We start from the raw sequence: 16,316 nt of genomic DNA, 5'->3' as shown, positions 1-16,316 counted from the left end.
ACCGGAGGGCGAGTGGCATGCCGCAGTACGCGATTCTGATCTACGAGAAGGAGACCCCGGGCGGCGTCGCGGACATCCCGCCCGACGTCATGGAGGCCAACATGCGCGTCGGGGAGCAGGTCGCCGCGATGGGCGCGCGCGTCGTCCATGAGCAGGGGCTCGAACCCAGCACGGCCACGCGGACGATCCACAAGGACGGGCTGGTCACCGACGGGCCGTTCATCGAGAGCAGGGAAGTGATCGCCGGGTTCTTCGTGGTGGAGACCGAGGACTTCGAAACGGCGCTCGCCATCGGCAAGTTGCTCCCGATCATGGATGGCGCCGTCGAGGTACGGCCGCTGCTCCCCGCCGGGTGACAGCGGGCCCGGACGACGCGTACGGGGCCCCGGACCCGGCTCGGATCCGGGTGGCGGGCAAGGACGCGGTCCAGGTCGCGGTCGAGGACGCGCACCGTCGTGAGTGGGCCACGGTGCTCGCCGCGACGGTACGCGTCACCCGCGACCTCGACCTGGCGGAGGAGTGCGTCCAGGACGCGTACGCAGCCGCCCTCGTCGACTGGGCTCGCGGCGGAGTACCGGACAGGCCCGGCGCCTGGTTGACGACCGCCGCCCGGCACAACGCGCTCGACGCCCTGCGCCGGGCCCGGACCCTCCGGTCGAAGCTTCATCTGCTGGTCGAGCCGGAGCCGGAGGCCGCGGAACCGGAGGCCGCGGAATCGGAGGCCGGGCCCGAGCCGAGGTCCCTTCCCGACGACCGCCTCCGGCTCGTCTTCCTCTGCTGCCACCCCGCCCTCACCCCCGGCGCCCAGATCGCCCTCACCCTGCGCCTCGTCTGCGGCGTGCCGACCCCCGACATCGCGACGGCGTTCCTCGTCTCCGAGCCCACCATGGCGGCCCGCATCACCCGCGCGAAGAAGAAGATCGTGGCCGCGCGCATCCCCTTCCGTATGCCCACCCCGGCCGAGCTGCCGGACCGCCTCGACTCCGCCCTCGCCACCATCCATCTCCTCTTCACCACCGGCCACATCGCACCCGCAGGCACCGCCCTGACCAGGGACGACATCGCCGGGCACGCGCTCGACCTCGCCCGGATGCTGCACGAACTCCTGCCGGACGAGCGGGAGGTGCGGGGGCTCCTGGCGCTGCTCCTCGCCAACCACGCCCGCCGGGCCACCCGTACGACCGAGGACGGGCGCCCGTCGAGGCTGGAGGAGCAGGACCGTACGGCCTGGGACCAGGAGGCCATCGCCGAGGCGCACGAACTGGTGATCGGCGCGCTCCGGGGCGGCGCGCCCGGCCGATACGGACTCCAGGCGGCCATCGCCGCGCTGCACGCGTCCGCGCCGACGTACGCCGCGACGGACTGGGAACAGATCCTGGTCCTGTACGACGCGCTGCTGACGGTGTGGTCGTCGCCGGTCGTCGCGCTCAACCGGGCGGTCGTCGTCGCCATGGTCGACGGGCCGGCCACCGCGCTCGCCGAGGTCGAGGCCCTCGAACAGGATCAACGCCTGGCCGGCTACCGCTATCTGCCCGCCGTCAAGGCCGATCTGCTGCGGCGGCTGGGGCGGACCGGGGACGCCGCAGTCGCGTACGAGCGGGCCATCGCGCTGTCCGACAACGACGCCGAGCGCGCCTTCCTCCGCGATCGTCTCGCCGAGGTCGACCGCCCGCGCTGACGCCCGCCCCTCGCCGACCGCGGCCCCGGCCCCTGTCACCTACCCGTGGCTGTTGAACTCCGCCGTCCCCAGGGTCGTGAACCACCCGCGGATCTTCTCCACATCGTCCGTCTTCGCCAGCGAGAGCAGCAGCAGGATGCGGGCCTTCTGCGGGCTGAGGTCGGCCGCCCCGACCACCGCGCCGTCACCTCCGTCGTAGACGGCGCCGTTGCCCGTACGGGTGGTGGACGCGAACACCACGCCCTGCTTGGTGGCATCGGTGCGGGCCGCCGACATCGAGGACGAGATGCCGCCCGCGCCCGTACCCGCTGTGACGACACCGTCCGCGCCCGCGTCGGCGAACGCCTTCACCGCCTCGCCGCCCGCGCCCTGGTAGCTGTACGCGATCTCGACCTTCGGCAGGTCCTTCTCCGCGATGCGGCCGACGTCGAAGGGGGTGCGCCAGCTCGGCTTCCCGCACTTCTCGATGCGTGCGGGCGCCCTGTTGATCCGGACGCGGTCCTGGTCAACGACGCCCAGCGACCCGCTCGCGCCGCTGTTGAAGGTGTCCATGCGCAGCGCGTCCGTCTTGCGCACCTCACGCGCGGCCTGGATCTCGTCGTTGAGCATGATGACGCTGCCGAAGCAGGTGGTCTTCCCGCCGGCAGCGAGCTGGATCGCGTTGTACAGGTTCGCGGGGCCGTCCGTACCGAGGACGGTCCACGGGCGCATGGCCCCGGTGAGAATCACCGGCTTGTCGCTGCGGACCGTCAGATCGAGCCAGTAGGCGAACTCCTCCATCGTGTCCGTGCCGGTGGTGACGACGGCCGCGTCATTCGTACGGAGGGCTTTGTCGACCGCCAGGGTCAACTCGCGGAAGTCGGCTATGGAGTAGCTGCCGGAGCCCTTGTTGCCGAACTGCACGGTGGACACGTCGGCTATCTCGTTCACCTCGGGCTTGAGGTCACCGACAAGCTCGGAGACGGGGATCTTGCCGGACTGGTAGTCCTGGAAGTCCACCCTGCTGTCGCTCACCCCGGCGATCGTTCCTCCGGTGCCGATGACCGCCACCTTGGGGCGCTTGGCTGGGGACTTGTGCTGTTCGGCGGCGGTGGCTGTGCCGGCGGTCAGGGCAACGACCGCCGTCAGCAACGCGGTTCGACGCAGGATTCCTCGCATGCCGTACCTCTCCCGGACGGGTCATCACGTCAGATCTGGGAGAAAGGTGTCCGAGGCATATTTCACGGCCCGGCCGTCACGGTTAAATCAGCGTTTCGCACCTGACGGGCGACGACGACCGGCCGCACGTGACAGACGGGCACTTGTGACAGACGGACGGACCGGCAGACGGACGGGGCGCCGAACCCCCATCCGGCGCCCCGTCCGTCTGCCCTTCCCCCGCTCCCCTGCGTGTCGCCCCTACCGGGTGTCGCCCTTGCGCTCGCCCAAGGTGACGTCGACCTGCGACTCCTTGCCGTCGCGCGTATACGTGATCTTGATCTTGTCGCCCGGCTTGTGTGTCCAGATCTCGCTGATCAGCGTCGGACCGCTGTCGATCTGCACGTTGTTGAACTTCGTGATGACGTCACCGGACTTGAGCCCCGCCTTCGCGGCCGGCCCGTCCGGCGTCACCGCCGGGGTGCCGCCCGCGTCGTCGCCCGAGATCGTCGCGCCGTCGCCGCCCTCCGTCATGGAGACCGTCGCGCCGATGACCGGGTAGACGGGCTGGCCGGTCTTGATGAGCTCCCCCGCGACGGTCCGCGCCTGGTTGATCGGGATGGCGAACCCGAGGCCGACCGAGCCCGACTGGGCGCCTCCACCGCCACCGCCACCGCCCGTGGGCTGGATGGCAGAGTTCATGCCGATCACGGCCCCGCGCGCGTCCAGCAGCGGACCGCCGGAGTTGCCGGGGTTGATCGAGGCGTCGGTCTGGAGGGCGCTCATGTACGAGTTCTTGTCGCTGGTGCCGTCGCCGGAGGCCACCGGGCGGTTCTTGGCGCTGATGATGCCCGTGGTGACGGTGTTGGAGAGGCCGAACGGCGCGCCGATCGCGATCGTCGAATCACCTACGGCCACCTTGTCCGAATTGCCCAGCGCCAGCGGCTTCAGCCCGGACGGCGGGTCCTTCAGCTTCATCACGGCGACGTCGTAACCCTCGGCGCGGCCGACGACCTCGGCCGCGTACTCCTTGCCGTTGGAGAACGTCGCCGTCAGGTCTCCGCCGTCGGCGGCCGACGCCACGACGTGGTTGTTCGTGAGGATGTGGCCCTGCTTGTCGTAGATGAAGCCCGTGCCCGTACCGCCGTCGCCGCCCTGCGCCTGCGCGGTGATGGTGACCACGCTCGGGAGCGCCTCGCCGGCCACCGCGGCCGTGCTGCCCGCCTCGCGTTTGAGGGCGGGGTCGGCCGCGGAGATCGTGGACGATCCGCCGCCGACGCTGTCGTCACTGTTGTCCGCCGCCCAGAAGCCGATCCCGCCGCCGACCACACCGGCGACCAGCGCCGACGCGAGGACCGCGGCGATCAGCCCGCCGGGCCGCTTACGCGACGGCTGGGGGCCGGACGCGGGCGGCTCGCCCCATCCGCCACCGCCTCCGTAATGAGGCTGGTTCGGCGGGGGCGGGGGCGGCGGCCATCCGGCGTTGGGGGCCGAGCCCCTGGGTCCCGTCGAGCCGGGGTGGTACGCCGGTACGGCTCCGGGCAACTGCGTGGTGGGCTCGGAGCCGTGACCGGGCTCACCGGGCCGCCCCGGCTGATCGGGGTCACCCCCGTGACTCGCGTAGCCCCCCTGGCCCGCGTGCTGCCGCTCGTGGGTGAACTCCCTCGGAGCGGACGCGGGCGTGCCCTCGGGAGCGGCAACCGGCACGGGAGGTACGGACGGGGCGGACGGGACCGCTGTGCCCTCGTTCTCGGTGCTCACAGTCTTTTACTCCTCAGGTTCCGCATCATTCTTCGGCAAGAGTTCCGCTGTTTTCCGCCGCGTTCAGGTGTCGGCACACCCCTTCGGCATGGACATGTCTCTCGTACGTCTCTGCCCTCAGCTTTTCCCACAGCACGTCAGGCCACGGTAAGCAGGACCTGTGTGTCTCCCCGCCATCCTTTATTACTGGACAAACGGGACGCATCCGCAGCTCGGCCCAGCAGGGGGACCGCCGCACGCTTACCCCGTCTCGGTGACACCATGGCGGGGTGACTCAAGCACGGCAGCCCAGCATCCAGGTCGTCGCCCACCGAGGAGCCTCCGAGGACGCCCCTGAACACACTCTGGCCGCATACAAGAAGGCCATCGAGGACGGCGCCGACGCACTGGAATGCGATGTACGGCTGACCGCCGACGGGCACCTCGTGTGCGTACACGACCGTCGCGTGAACCGCACCTCCAACGGACGCGGCGCCGTCTCCGCCCTGGAGCTCGCCGATCTGGCCACCCTCGACTTCGGCTCCTGGATGGAGACCATGGACAGCGAGGAGAGCCCGGACTGGAAGGACCGCTCCCTCACCTCCGTACTGACGCTTGAGCGGCTGCTCGAACTCATCGCCGACACCGACCGGCGCATCGAGCTCGCCATCGAGACCAAACATCCCACCCGCTGGGCCGGACAGGTGGAGGAGCGGCTGCTCCAGATGCTGGCGCGCTTCGGACTCGACGGTCCGGCCCCCGGGGAGTCGCCCGTACGCATCATGAGCTTCTCGGCCCGCTCGCTGCACCGCATCGCCGACGCGGCGCCGCAACTGCCGACGGTCTATCTGATGCAGTTCGTCTCACCCCGGCTGCGCGACGGCCGGCTGCCGGCGGGAGCCCGGATCGCGGGGCCCGGCATCCGCATCGTGCGCAATCAGCCGGGCTATGTGGAACGGCTGCACAAAGCGGGCCACCGTGTCCACGTGTGGACGGTGAACGAACCGGAAGACGTCGAACTCTGCGTGAGTCTCGGAGTGGAGGCAATCATCACCAACCGCCCCAAACAGGTGCTGTCCCAACTGGGGCGCCTTGCCTGATTTGCCAGGAATTGGGGTGCACGGAGGGTGACTTGGAGTGCACCGGCGCGTTCGGTAAGTGTTCGAGCCTGTTGAGTGCGTCACTGGTCTCACCTTGGCCGGTTTCCGGTCCAGGCCATTGGGGCATTCACACCGTGGCGTGGGGCAAAGGAGGTCTCGGGGGTGGCGTTTGTGGTGGCACAGGAAGTGCCCACGTCGTCGAGCATGGCCGTTCCCCATGGCCCTGCGGGCGTGGGACAGGCAAGGCATCGGATGCGCGAGCAGTTGCGCCGCCGAGGAATGTCGGACGCGGTCGTCGACGACGCCGTACTGATCCTCTCCGAGCTTCTCAGCAACGCCTGCCGGCACGGCAGGCCGCTGGGCCGGGCAGAGATCGGTGACGGCGACGTACGCGCGGCCTGGGAGGTCGACGGAGCGGGCCGGCTGACCGTCGAGGTGACGGACGGCGGCGGGCCGACGCGACCGGTTCCGGCCACACCCTCGGTGACCGCGCGCGGCGGCCGCGGTCTCAACATCATCAGCTCGCTCGCCCAGGACTGGGGCGTACGGGACGGCTCCGCCGGCGAGGTGACCGTCTGGGTCATCGTCACCGAAGGACGCCACCACGACGATTTCGCTACGCGCGTCGATGTCTCTGATCTGGGCTTCGCCGACGCGTTCGACCCGGCCGACGACTGATCTGACGGGCGGACCGCGGCGCGGGCCGGAAGGAGCGCCCTCGCCGGGCAGGACCGGAAGCCGGCCCACCGCCGACATACCGGCGGCCCGCCGCGTACGCGGAGCGGTGCGCACCGGGTCCGTACGAGCCCCGTACGCGCCGCCACCCACCCTCCCCCGATGGGGCGTTGCGCCCACGGCAATACGCGGTACGGCTAGGCTCGCGCCGACACCGCACTGCCGCTATCGGGAGAAGCCACCATGGCCAAGAAGCGCCCCCAGACCAAGGCCGCGAAGGCTCAGTCCGCCAAGGCTCAGCTCACTGACGGGCCCATTCCGGTCGTGGGCGCACGCGAGCCCTGCCCGTGCGGCTCGGGCCGCCGCTACAAGGCCTGTCACGGCCGGGCCGCCGCCCATGCCGTCACCGAGCTGGTCCAGCGCCCCTTCGACGGGCTGGCCGGCGAGTGCGACTGGATCGCGCTGCGCGAGCTGGTGCCCGCCGCGACCGCCGAGCTGACCCTCAAGGGCGGCCTGCCCGACGGCGTACCGTCCGTGACGCTCGCGACCGTCCTGCCGATGGCCTGGCCCGCGCTGCGCCGCGACGACGGCTCCGTCCTGCTCGCCCTCCAGAACGACACGTCGTCCGGCGACCTCAGCCGCGACCTCGCCGACACGCTCCAGCGGGCGCTGACCGCCGAGCCCGGCAACCCGGTCGCCGCGCAGCGCGTTCCGGCCGACGGGCCGCGCCTGCAGGACCTGCTGGACCCGGAGGGCGATTTCGCGCCGGTCGTGCACTCCGGCTTCGAGTTCTGGGTGCCGGACGCCGAGAACGCGACCCCCGAGGTGACGGCGTCGCTGGAGCGCGCCAACGCCGCGGCGATCCCGACGGTGAAGCTCACCGGCACGGACGCCGCGTACTGGTGCGAGACGCCCGACAAGAACCATCTGCGGTGGGTCATGCCGCACCCCGAGGAGAAGCTGCTCGACGCGCTCGCCCGGCTGCACGCCGCCGGCACGTCGAGTCTCGGCGAGGGGACGCGGCTGGTCGGCTCCTTCCGGGCGCACGGGCTGACGGTCCCGGTCTGGGACCTGCCGAGCGCGATGCGCGCGGAGGACTGCGAGAAGCCCGCCGCGGAGCTCCAGGAGCGGCTGGCGGCGGCCCTCGCGGTGGACGCTCCGCTGACCGGGGACGAGCGGCGCGCGAGGGGCGGGCTCACCAACCGCCAAGTGACCCTCAGCTGAGCGTGACGAAATTCGTCGCTCACAGTGACAGTGGTCACAACTGCCCGTACCGGCAAGTAATTTCTTGTCCGAATACATCAGATCGAATTTGCTAACCGCCGATCTCTTGTTACCGTTCTAGAAGCCCGGTCGCTGGTGCATCCCCCGTCGCCAGCGACCGGGCGCCTTCGTTCCCCGGCGCCCTTCCTGCAATTTCCGGAGTGAAGACTGCAGAGTTGTCGCGGCGTTGTGATGCCTCTCGGCCGTCGCTACCGCGAAGCGGACGCGACCCCTCAACTGGCCGACCGAGCTGCCGAGTTGCTGCCGGACCTGAGCAACAGCGGCCCGGTCCCGTCACCACTTCCCGCGAACTCCGTCACCGCCCAGTACCGCTCGGGTTTTCCCGCCGTACGTTCACGCGGAGTTTCACAAGAACCCGGCTCGTCGCCGTCTTCGACCACGCAGTGGGACTGAACGGTCCGCCCCTCGGGTGCCATCAGGCTGAGCACGGAACGCAATTCCTCACCTGACGCATTCCGGTAGTACGTACGGCCCCAGGTGTCCCCGTTCTCGGTCAGAACGCAGGTCTGGGCCTCGATCCCGTCACGCGACGTGAGCGCCGGGCCGCAGCGCTCGCCGGAGGGCGCCCCGCCGTTCTCCGGTTCGTGGAGCTTCTGAGGCTCCTGGAGCGCGGCAGGGGGCGCGGAGCGCGCTGTGGGGCCGCCCGCGGGCCCCGCCGAGGCGGCCAGTGGCAGCAGGGCGGTGAACACCACCACGGTGGCGAGCCCGATCACACGAGGATTCATGGGCCCACCTGCCGCTGCCGGGAAGATCCTTGACCTCGGCCGAAGATAGCGGCGCGATCGGGGCGCCCGGCACGCCGCGCGCCCATTTCCCGTACAACCCGGTCCACCTCGCACCCGTACGAGTGACGGAGGGAACAGAAACCGGGCCGCGCCTCGGCAGGCACGGCCCGGAATGTCGGTGCCTACGCACCCGGTGTTCAGTAAGCGAGCCTGCTGCCGCCGTCCGGCGCGCTCGTGCTCGCCTCGACCAGCGCGTCCACGACAGCCTCCACGTCGGGCAGCCACGGCGACGCCGAGCCGGGCAGTGGCGCCCGCTCCCAGCGGACCTGACCGCCGGCCGCCTCGGACGGCGGGAGCACCAGATAGCCGCCCTCGCCGTGGAAGCGGAGCGAACTGGGCACCCAGTCCTTGGCGAAGAGCAGCTCGCCGAGCCGTTCCAGGGTGTACGGGGCCACCAGCAGCGACCAGCGGGTGGGGGTCGCCACGACCGGGCCGAGGCGCATACCCATCTCGTCCAGTGCCACCAGCGCACGCTCCGCGGCGGCGGCGGGCAGACTCACCGCGCACGGCGCGGTGTCTCCGTTGGCGAGCACGATCGGCGCCGTGGGCCGGTTGGCCCACCACCAGCGCACCATGCGTTCGTCTGTCGTCGCGGCCAGCAGGCCTGGGTCGAAGGGGTGCGCGCCGGGTACGGCGCACTCGGGATCCGGGCAGGCGCAGCCGTGGCCGCGGTCGCCCCGTCCGCCGGACGTCTTGAGGCCGACTCCGGGAAGTACGGGCCACTGCCATGCCGTGGCGCATGTCAGCGCCGCTTCGAGTGGGGCAGGCATCCCCTTGCGCCTGAACAGGAGCCTGCGTCGCCTTCCGAGGATCTCGCGCATGAGCGCTCGTTCCTTTCCGTTGAACGCCGAGGTCCACATGCCACACCGGTAAATCTGTGTGCATGGCTTCACTGTGCGTATCGCTGTGCGTACAGTCGACGTGTGTCGTCGACGCTCCGCCGCCCCTTTGGACGGGGCACAGTCGGACTTCGTCAACCTGCGGCAGGACTCGCCGCTCCTGGGCCGAACGCAGTCTGTACTTCATTAAACGCGTGGCGATGGGTGGCGCACTCAATGGTCTGTCGTCCCGCTGTGACAGCCCCGCCACTCCGGGATGGCGCGCGGGCTACGGCGGTTAAGACGCCGGAGCCGTCCGTCAGGTTCCGGGGCCGTCCCAACTGCCCCTGTCCGTCACCGTTCACGTACCCATCACGTGCGGAATGACGCTCCTCCTCGATGTCGCCTGCGCTTCACCGGGGAGGCCCCTGTCGAGTTCCCTCAGTCGATCGCAGAATACTGCGCCGGGGTCATTTTCGGGCCAAGTTGACCGTCGCACAGACACCAGTAGTTCCGCCAGGACAATGCTGGACATCGCCTCAGTTGTGCGTGTACATGTGGATGCACTGATAGTGGCGCAGAATCATCTGGTGGTTTGCGATGCTATTGCGCGAAACGCACCAGTCAGAAAGCCGGTTGCCATGAGCGCTCCGCACATGCCGAAAGTGGCTGGAATCGATTCAGCACTTCCGGCTCCCGCGCACACTGTCGCGGCCCTCCACGAGCCCCCCGGCGCGCCGGTGGTGATGATCCAGGACCGGCTGGCCGGCTGGGTCTCCGATCTGACCACCCTCCACGAGCTCACCGAACGCCTGGCCAAGACGGGTTCGATGGACGCGGCACTCAACGAGGTCGTCCGGGCGGGCGCGGCCCTCGTCGGCTCCTCGCGCGGTCTGGTCGTCCTCGAACCGGCGTCCCGCGCGGACGAGCACATTCCCCGTACGACGGTAGGACTCGGTTTCAGCCACGGGGACCTCGGACAGCTGGAGACCGTGCCGCGCGCCGCGACCTCCTACGGAAGGCTCCTCGACGAGACCACGGAGCCCGCGACCGCCGCCGAGTCCGTGGGAGACGTACTCGGCGACCCGGGCCTGGACCCGCGCCACCGTGAAGTGGCCGTCCGGCTCGGCTACAGCGCCACGTACGCGGTCTCCCTCACCGCCGAGACGGCGGGCCGGATCGGCGCCGCGAGCTGGTTTTACGACGAACCCGCCGAACCGGTCGAAAGGCAGCGCCATCTGGTGGGTCTCTACGCCCGCTACGCCGCCGAGCATCTGGCGCGCCTCCTGGAGCTGGAGTCGACCCGCGCGCGTGAGAGCACGATCGCCGACGAGCTGCTGCCCGGCCGGCTCCCCCGCGTCCCCGGCGTACGGCTCGCGGTACGGCACCGCGCGGGCGGCGACGGCGGCGACTGGTACGACGCGTTGCCGCTGCCCGACGGCGCTCTGGGGCTGGCCGTCGGCTCGGTGAGCGGGTCGGGGCCGAGCGCTCTGGCCGCGATGGGACGGCTGCGGGCCTCCCTGCGGGCGTACGCGGTGATGGAGGGCGAGGACCCCGTCGCCGTACTGTCCGACCTCGAACTGCTGCTGCGGCTGACCGAACCGGCTCGTACCGCCACCGTGCTCTTCGCCCACACCGAACCCGCGTCGCGCAGGATCGTGCTCGCGGGTGCCGGGCACGCGCCGCCGCTGATCGTGGGGGAGCGGCGTACGGAGTTCGTCGAGACGAGCCTGTCGGCGCCGCTGGGGATGCTGTCCTGCTGGGAGGCGCCGAGCGTGGCGGTGTCGCCCGCGCAAGGAGAAACGGTGCTGCTGTACACCGACGGCCTGCTGCGCCGCACCGGCGACCCGATGGACCGGGCCTTCGCCCGGCTGCACGCGGCGGCCGCGAGCGTGCCCAGGAGCCTCCGGGACGACCCGGGGGCGATCGCCGACCACGTGCTGAGGCTGGTGCTGCCCGGCGGGGCGGACGTGTCCGGCCCCGGCGCGCGCGGGAGCGCGGAGGACGTCGTGATTCTCGCCGTCCGCTTCGACTGAACCGGAGCGGCCCTCTCCGGTCCGACGAGCCCCTGTGGTCCAGCCGTCCGAGGAGTTGTCCACAGGCCCCCTGGCCGGCCGCCCGTACAGACATACGATGGTGCCGGGACCCGAAAGGTCCAATGTCGTACAGAGGAGGCAGACCGTGGCCGAGGAGCTCATCCCGGAAACACCGGAGACCCCGGAAACGCTGGGAGACCAGGACACAGTGCTCGACGACGCCGACGAGGCGTCGGCCGGCAAGCCCGTGAAGCAGCGCAAGAACGGCCTCTATGTGAGCGTGTCCGACGAGCTGGCCGAGAACATGAAGTCGGGCTGGGCCGACACCGAGCTCCGCGACCTGGAGCCCGTCGCACAGGCGCCCTACGCGGCGGACCGCCGTGCCGCGCTGTCCGCGCGATTCCCGGGCGACCGCCTGGTGATCCCCGCGGGCGGCCTGAAGACCCGGTCGAACGACACGGAGTACAGCTTCCGTCCCTCCACCGAGTACGCGTATCTCACCGGCGACCAGACCGAGGACGGCGTCCTCGTCCTGGAGCCGGCACCCGGCGGCGACGGCCACCGGGCCACGATCTATCTCACCCCGCGCTCCAACCGGGAGAACGGCGAATTCTGGCTCGACGGCCGCCAGGGCGAGTTGTGGGTCGGCCGCCGGCACTCGCTCGCCGAGGCCGAGCAGTTGCTCGGCCTGCCCGCGAAGGACGTCCGGGAGCTGGCCGCGGCCCTGCGCGAGGCGACGGGCCCGGTGCGGGTCGTCCGCGGGCACGACTCGTCCATCGAGGCCGCGCTGGCCGACAAGGTCACGGCGGAGCGCGACGACGAGTTGCGGGTCTATCTGTCCGAGGCGCGCGCGGTGAAGGACGACTTCGAGGTCGGCGAGCTCCAGAAGGCCGTCGACTCGACCGTCCGCGGTTTCGAGGACGTCGTACGGATCCTCGACAAGGCCGAGGCGACCAGCGAGCGCTACATCGAGGGAACGTTCTTCCTGCGTGCCCGGGTGGAGGGCAACGACATCGGCTACGGCTCGATCTGCGCCGCAGGACCGCACGCCACCACCCTGCACTGGGTGCGCAACGACGGAGACGTACGCCCCGGCGATCTGCTCCTGCTCGACGCCGGCGTGGAGACCCACACCCTCTACACGGCCGACGTCACACGCACGCTGCCGATCAACGGCCGGTTCGACGAGCTCCAGCGCAAGATCTACGACGCGGTGTACGAGTCGCAGGAGGCCGGTATCGCCGCGGTGAAGCCGGGCGCGAAGTACCGGGACTTCCACGACGCGTCCCAGCGTGTGCTCGCCGAGAGGCTCGTCGAGTGGGGTCTGCTCGAAGGCCCGGTCGAACGGGTCCTGGAGCTGGGCCTCCAGCGCCGCTGGACGCTGCACGGCACGGGGCACATGCTCGGCCTGGACGTCCACGACTGCGCGGCGGCGCGCACGGAGGCGTATGTGGACGGCACGCTGGAGCCCGGAATGTGCCTGACGGTCGAGCCGGGTCTGTACTTCCAGGCGGACGACCTCACGGTGCCGGAGGAGTACCGGGGCATCGGGGTCCGGATCGAGGACGACATCCTGGTCACGGAGGACGGCAACCGGAATCTGTCGGCGGGACTGCCCCGTACGTCCGCGGACGTGGAGACATGGATGGCGGCCGTCAAGCAGGGCTGACCCGGGGACGTCCAGGTCCCCGCTCCGGACAGTCGCCGGCCCGGCCGCGCCTCACGCGCGGCCGGGCCGGCGCGTCCATGAGGCGGATGATGCGGGTTCATGAGGCACGTGCGTGGGGCGCGTGCGTGGGGCGCGTGTGTGAGACCGGGTCAGACTCCGGCGGTCGTGCCGCCCAGGGCCACCAGCGGGGTCTCCTCGCGCCACTTCAGTATCTTGTCGAAGCTGATCACCGCTCCCCGCCCCGGCCGGTTGCGGAAGTGGACGTGGTCGGACAACTGCTCGATCAGGGAGAGCCCCCGGCCGTTCTCGGCGGTGAGGGCGGCCACGGCCGCGGTCCGGTGGACGGAGCGGCGGGAAGGGAATCCGGGCCCGGAGTCGGACACTTCGATACGGCACTTCTCGCCGTCCAGATAGGCCGTGACCCGATATGCCGCCGACGCCTGGGACGGATCACCGGGCAGGTCGTCGCCGCCGTGCTCGACGGCGTTCGCGCATGCTTCGGTCAGTGCGATGGACAGATCGAAGGAAATGTCCGGGTCGACGCCCGCGGTCTCCATCGTGCCGATCAGAAGACGGCGTGCGAGCGGGACGCTCGCGGCTTCGCGCCGCAAATGGAGGGACCACCAGATGCTCATGCTCCAGCCTCCTGGCCACAGCTCGACATACCGATACGTATTGCCCTTGCAGGTGAGTCGTAAGCACATCGTCCGCGTGAAAGAACTCATTCGGCGGACGCGCATAAGATGTCTGCCGTTGTAGGGGACAGAAGCTGATCTTCCGGACCTGCCGTACGAAGCCGCCGGTCGCAGTGCGATGATGACCCGGCCATGCCGGATCGTGTCGCACACACCGGAGCCGGTCTGCGGCTCCTGAGGGCCGCGGTGTTCACCGCGGTCTGTGTCGTGCTGTCCGGGACGGGACATGTGATCGCGGCCTGTCAGGCCGTCCCCTGGTGGACGCTCGTCGTCGGTTTCGCCGGTGTGTTCGCCGTTGCCGCGCCGCTCGCCGGACGCGCCCGTTCACTGCCCGCCATCGCACTCGCGCTGACCGGTGGACAGCTCGCGCTGCACTCCCTGTTCGGGATGAGCCAGCACCACCTCACGATGCGCGGCGGCGCCGACGACGTACTGATCCGCATGGCGGCGAAGCTGATCTGCGGCGCCGGCCCGGCGTCGCTGAGCGCGGGGGACGCGCGCCGCATCGTGACCGACGCCGGGATCGACCCCGCCACGGTCGGCGGCGGGCTCGCGCAGGGCGGTCACCTGCACGGCTCGGCGGCGGGAACAGCCGCGCAGGCGGCGGCCGGTGGAACCGGAGGGGCCGGTGGCACCGCCGGGCTGCTGCCCGAACTGCCGACCCTGCCCATGTTCCTCGCGCATCTGCTGGCGGCCCTCGCGACCGGCTGGCTCATGCGCCGCGGCGACCTCGCGCTCGCCCGGCTCGCCACACTTTCCTCCCAGAGCCTCGGCGACGGCTTCGGTGAAGTCGTCGCCGACAACGCGCGGCTGCGGGCCCTGCGGGCCGCCCTCGGCCTCGTACGCGCCCTGAGCGCCGGACTGCCGCTCACGCCCGCCCCCGGGCCGGCCGCCGCGCCCGGCCCGCGCCCCGACGCTCCGCCCTCGTACACGGGGGAGACGCTCCAGCATTCGGTGATCAGGCGCGGCCCGCCGGCCGTACTCACTCTCGCCGCCTGACGCGACGACACCTTCCGTACGGAGTACGTAGGGCGGTGACGTCGCGATGCCGACGCGTATCCGCGCGCGGCCCATCGTCTCCCCCACACCGTGGAGTGTCTTCTGTCATGAACGCCTCTCGTACGAACACGTCTCGTCACGCTGTCTCGCGGGCGTCCACCACCGGCCGTACCCGCATCACGCGCCGTGTGGCAGTCGTCGGCGGCGTCGCCGCGTCGGCCGTCGTGCTGCTCGCCGGTCCCGCCCTCGCGCACGTCAGCGTGCAGCCGGTCGGCGAGGCCGCCAAGGGCGGTTACGCGACCGTCAACTTCAAGGTGCCCAACGAGCGCGACGACGCCTCGACCGTCAAGCTCGAAGTGAACTTCCCGACCGAGCACCCCCTGGCCTCGGTGGCCCCGCAGTCCGTGCCCGGCTGGAAGATCGCCGTCACCAAGAGCAAGCTCGCCAAGCCGATCGAGATGCACGGCAAGCAGATCACCGAAGCCGTCTCGAAGGTCACCTGGACCGCCGCGAAGGGCGGCGGGGTCGCGCCCGGCTACTTCCAGCAGTTCCCGCTCTCCGTCGGCCAGTTGCCCGAGGACGCCGACCAGCTGGTCTTCAAGACCCTCCAGACGTACGACAACGACGAGGTCGTGCGCTGGATCGACGCCCCGACCGAGGGCGCCGAGCCCGAGAGCCCGGCGCCGGTGCTGACCCTGACCGCCGCCTCCGAGGACGGTCACGGCGCGGCTGCCGACGACAAGGCGGGCGAGGACAAGGCGGGCGACGACGCCAAGGCCGGGACCGACCAGGCATCGGCCGAGAGTGACGACGGGGACGGCGAGAACGCCGCCGCCTCCGACAGCAGCGACGGCACGGCCCGTGGCCTCGGCATCGCCGGCATCGTCATCGGCGTCGCCGGTGTCGCCTACGGCGTCCTGGCCGGACGCCGCCGCACCTCGTCCACCGGCACCCCCGCCAGCTGATCAGCGGGCGCGGGGCCCCTCGCCGGGCCCCGCGCCCGGAGCCCGTACTCCACCAATGGGAACTACCTCCATGCACAAGAAGACCGTGCTCACCGCCGCCGCGCTCGCGGCGGTCGCGGCACTCACCCTGTCCGCCTGCGGAAGCGGCGACGACGACACCGCGTCGAAGCCCGTGGCGGACGTCTCCGCCCAGCCGAAGACGAAGGCGGCGACCGTCCTCGACAAGCCCTTCGAGAAGCCGAACCTCGTCCTGAAGGACACCAAGGGCAAGACGTACGACTTCCGTGAGGAGACCAAGGGCAAGCCGACGCTGATCTACTTCGGCTACACGCACTGCCCCGACGTCTGCCCGCTGACGATGAGCAACATCGCCATCGCCAGGAAGGCGCTCCCCAAGGCCGACCAGGACAAGCTCCAGGTCGTGTTCATCACCACCGACCCCGAGCGGGACACCTCCGCCGAACTCGCCAAGTGGCTGCCGAGCGCGGGCGACCCGTCCTTCGTCGGCCTCACCGGCGACTTCCCGACCATCCAGGCCGGCGCGCGCCAGGTCGGCATCGGCATCGAGCCGGCCACGAAGGAGAAGGACGGCAGCGTCGTCTCCATGCACGGGGCGCAGGTCATCGCGTTCTCGCCGAAGACCGACGGCGGTTACGTCCTGTACGGCGAGGACACGACGGCCGACGACTACACGAAGGACCTGCCGAAACTCATCAAGGGCGAGACCCCGTGAGG

The 16,316-nt window shown here is 70.7% G+C and carries 15 protein-coding genes; 10 read left to right on the top strand and 5 right to left on the bottom strand.

The annotated features are described in order from the left end of the window. Positions 1 to 17: 17 nt before the first annotated feature. Both IEY79_RS06635 and IEY79_RS06630 read left to right on the top strand, forming a co-directional pair. Complete coding sequence (locus tag IEY79_RS06635; protein ID WP_189106358.1) at positions 18 to 356, top strand: YciI family protein; 339 nt, start codon at positions 18 to 20, stop codon at positions 354 to 356. Next, positions 353 to 1,678 carry an RNA polymerase sigma factor gene (locus tag IEY79_RS06630; RefSeq protein WP_308426651.1) on the top strand — a complete coding sequence of 442 codons (1,326 nt, stop codon included), beginning with the start codon at positions 353 to 355 and terminating at the stop codon, positions 1,676 to 1,678. Before IEY79_RS06635 ends, IEY79_RS06630 begins: the two co-directional genes overlap by 4 nt. Before the next feature lie 39 nt (positions 1,679 to 1,717). On the opposite strand, the gene IEY79_RS06625 is transcribed toward IEY79_RS06630, so the two are convergent. Both IEY79_RS06625 and IEY79_RS06620 read right to left on the bottom strand, forming a co-directional pair. Then, the gene (locus IEY79_RS06625; RefSeq protein WP_189106357.1) at positions 1,718 to 2,836 is read right to left on the bottom strand and encodes an asparaginase; all 1,119 of its coding nucleotides are present in this window, start codon (positions 2,834 to 2,836) and stop codon (positions 1,718 to 1,720) included. A 240-nt stretch (positions 2,837 to 3,076) separates the two neighbouring features. After that, positions 3,077 to 4,576, bottom strand: coding sequence for a S1C family serine protease (locus IEY79_RS06620; protein WP_189106356.1), 1,500 nt, complete (start codon positions 4,574 to 4,576; stop codon positions 3,077 to 3,079). A gap of 269 nt (positions 4,577 to 4,845) precedes the next feature. Here IEY79_RS06620 and IEY79_RS06615 point away from each other — a divergent pair, with 269 nt between their 5' ends. The 3 genes from IEY79_RS06615 to IEY79_RS06605 all read left to right on the top strand — a co-directional run bounded on the left by IEY79_RS06615 (position 4,846) and on the right by IEY79_RS06605 (position 7,554). After that, the gene (locus tag IEY79_RS06615) at positions 4,846 to 5,655 is read left to right on the top strand and encodes a glycerophosphodiester phosphodiesterase (protein ID WP_189106355.1); all 810 of its coding nucleotides are present in this window, start codon (positions 4,846 to 4,848) and stop codon (positions 5,653 to 5,655) included. Between the two features lie 75 nt (positions 5,656 to 5,730). Then, on the top strand, positions 5,731 to 6,333 hold the full coding sequence (locus IEY79_RS06610; protein WP_189106354.1) for an ATP-binding protein: 603 nt from the start codon (positions 5,731 to 5,733) through the stop codon (positions 6,331 to 6,333). Between the two features lie 240 nt (positions 6,334 to 6,573). After that, a complete protein-coding gene (locus IEY79_RS06605) occupies positions 6,574 to 7,554 on the top strand; it encodes a DUF5926 family protein (RefSeq protein WP_189106353.1) in 981 nt (326 codons plus the stop codon). 272 nt (positions 7,555 to 7,826) lie between these two features. Here IEY79_RS06605 and IEY79_RS06600 read toward each other — a convergent pair whose 3' ends face one another. Both IEY79_RS06600 and IEY79_RS06595 read right to left on the bottom strand, forming a co-directional pair. After that, on the bottom strand, positions 7,827 to 8,339 hold the full coding sequence (locus IEY79_RS06600; RefSeq protein WP_189106352.1) for a hypothetical protein: 513 nt from the start codon (positions 8,337 to 8,339) through the stop codon (positions 7,827 to 7,829). A gap of 197 nt (positions 8,340 to 8,536) precedes the next feature. Beyond that, positions 8,537 to 9,220 carry a bifunctional DNA primase/polymerase gene (locus IEY79_RS06595; protein WP_189106351.1) on the bottom strand — a complete coding sequence of 228 codons (684 nt, stop codon included), beginning with the start codon at positions 9,218 to 9,220 and terminating at the stop codon, positions 8,537 to 8,539. Positions 9,221 to 9,741: 521 nt separating this feature from the next. Between IEY79_RS06595 and IEY79_RS06590 the strand changes: the two genes are divergently transcribed. After that, positions 9,742 to 11,253, top strand: a complete 1,512-nt coding sequence (locus IEY79_RS06590; protein ID WP_189106350.1) for a PP2C family protein-serine/threonine phosphatase — start codon at positions 9,742 to 9,744, stop codon at positions 11,251 to 11,253. Between the two features lie 145 nt (positions 11,254 to 11,398). Next, on the top strand, positions 11,399 to 12,922 hold the full coding sequence (locus tag IEY79_RS06585; protein WP_189106349.1) for an aminopeptidase P family protein: 1,524 nt from the start codon (positions 11,399 to 11,401) through the stop codon (positions 12,920 to 12,922). 149 nt (positions 12,923 to 13,071) lie between these two features. Here the strand turns inward: IEY79_RS06585 and IEY79_RS06580 are convergent, their stop codons facing one another. Then, complete coding sequence (locus IEY79_RS06580; RefSeq protein ID WP_189106348.1) at positions 13,072 to 13,557, bottom strand: ATP-binding protein; 486 nt, start codon at positions 13,555 to 13,557, stop codon at positions 13,072 to 13,074. 192 nt (positions 13,558 to 13,749) lie between these two features. Here IEY79_RS06580 and IEY79_RS06575 point away from each other — a divergent pair, with 192 nt between their 5' ends. The 3 genes from IEY79_RS06575 (at position 13,750) to IEY79_RS06565 (ending at position 16,314) form a co-directional block, all read left to right on the top strand. Beyond that, on the top strand, positions 13,750 to 14,616 hold the full coding sequence (locus IEY79_RS06575; protein ID WP_189106347.1) for a hypothetical protein: 867 nt from the start codon (positions 13,750 to 13,752) through the stop codon (positions 14,614 to 14,616). 107 nt (positions 14,617 to 14,723) lie between these two features. Then, positions 14,724 to 15,581: a YcnI family copper-binding membrane protein gene (locus IEY79_RS06570; protein ID WP_189106346.1), complete on the top strand. Its 858-nt coding sequence runs from the start codon at positions 14,724 to 14,726 to the stop codon at positions 15,579 to 15,581. A gap of 70 nt (positions 15,582 to 15,651) precedes the next feature. Next, complete coding sequence (locus IEY79_RS06565) at positions 15,652 to 16,314, top strand: SCO family protein (RefSeq protein ID WP_189106345.1); 663 nt, start codon at positions 15,652 to 15,654, stop codon at positions 16,312 to 16,314. The last annotated feature ends 2 nt before the right edge of the window (positions 16,315 to 16,316 follow it).

The organism is Streptomyces camponoticapitis (genome assembly GCF_014646115.1).
GTDB classification, from domain to species: domain Bacteria; phylum Actinomycetota; class Actinomycetes; order Streptomycetales; family Streptomycetaceae; genus Streptomyces; species Streptomyces camponoticapitis.
The sequence above is the reverse complement of the archived record's forward strand: the minus strand, read 5'-3'. Positions and strand labels throughout refer to the sequence as shown.

What these genes read in the sequence shown, in the direction of transcription:
- IEY79_RS06635 (WP_189106358.1), top strand. Translation starts at nt 18, where the DNA reads ATGCCGCAGTACGCGATTCTGATCTACGAGAAGGAGACCCCGGGCGGC.
- IEY79_RS06625 (WP_189106357.1), bottom strand. Translation starts at nt 2,836, where the DNA reads ATGCGAGGAATCCTGCGTCGAACCGCGTTGCTGACGGCGGTCGTTGCC.
- IEY79_RS06605 (WP_189106353.1), top strand. Translation starts at nt 6,574, where the DNA reads ATGGCCAAGAAGCGCCCCCAGACCAAGGCCGCGAAGGCTCAGTCCGCC.
- IEY79_RS06600 (WP_189106352.1), bottom strand. Translation starts at nt 8,339, where the DNA reads ATGAATCCTCGTGTGATCGGGCTCGCCACCGTGGTGGTGTTCACCGCC.
- IEY79_RS06595 (WP_189106351.1), bottom strand. Translation starts at nt 9,220, where the DNA reads ATGCGCGAGATCCTCGGAAGGCGACGCAGGCTCCTGTTCAGGCGCAAG.
- IEY79_RS06590 (WP_189106350.1), top strand. Translation starts at nt 9,742, where the DNA reads ATGCTGGACATCGCCTCAGTTGTGCGTGTACATGTGGATGCACTGATA.
- IEY79_RS06580 (WP_189106348.1), bottom strand. Translation starts at nt 13,557, where the DNA reads ATGAGCATCTGGTGGTCCCTCCATTTGCGGCGCGAAGCCGCGAGCGTC.
- IEY79_RS06575 (WP_189106347.1), top strand. Translation starts at nt 13,750, where the DNA reads ATGCCGGATCGTGTCGCACACACCGGAGCCGGTCTGCGGCTCCTGAGG.
- IEY79_RS06570 (WP_189106346.1), top strand. Translation starts at nt 14,724, where the DNA reads ATGAACGCCTCTCGTACGAACACGTCTCGTCACGCTGTCTCGCGGGCG.
- IEY79_RS06565 (WP_189106345.1), top strand. Translation starts at nt 15,652, where the DNA reads ATGCACAAGAAGACCGTGCTCACCGCCGCCGCGCTCGCGGCGGTCGCG.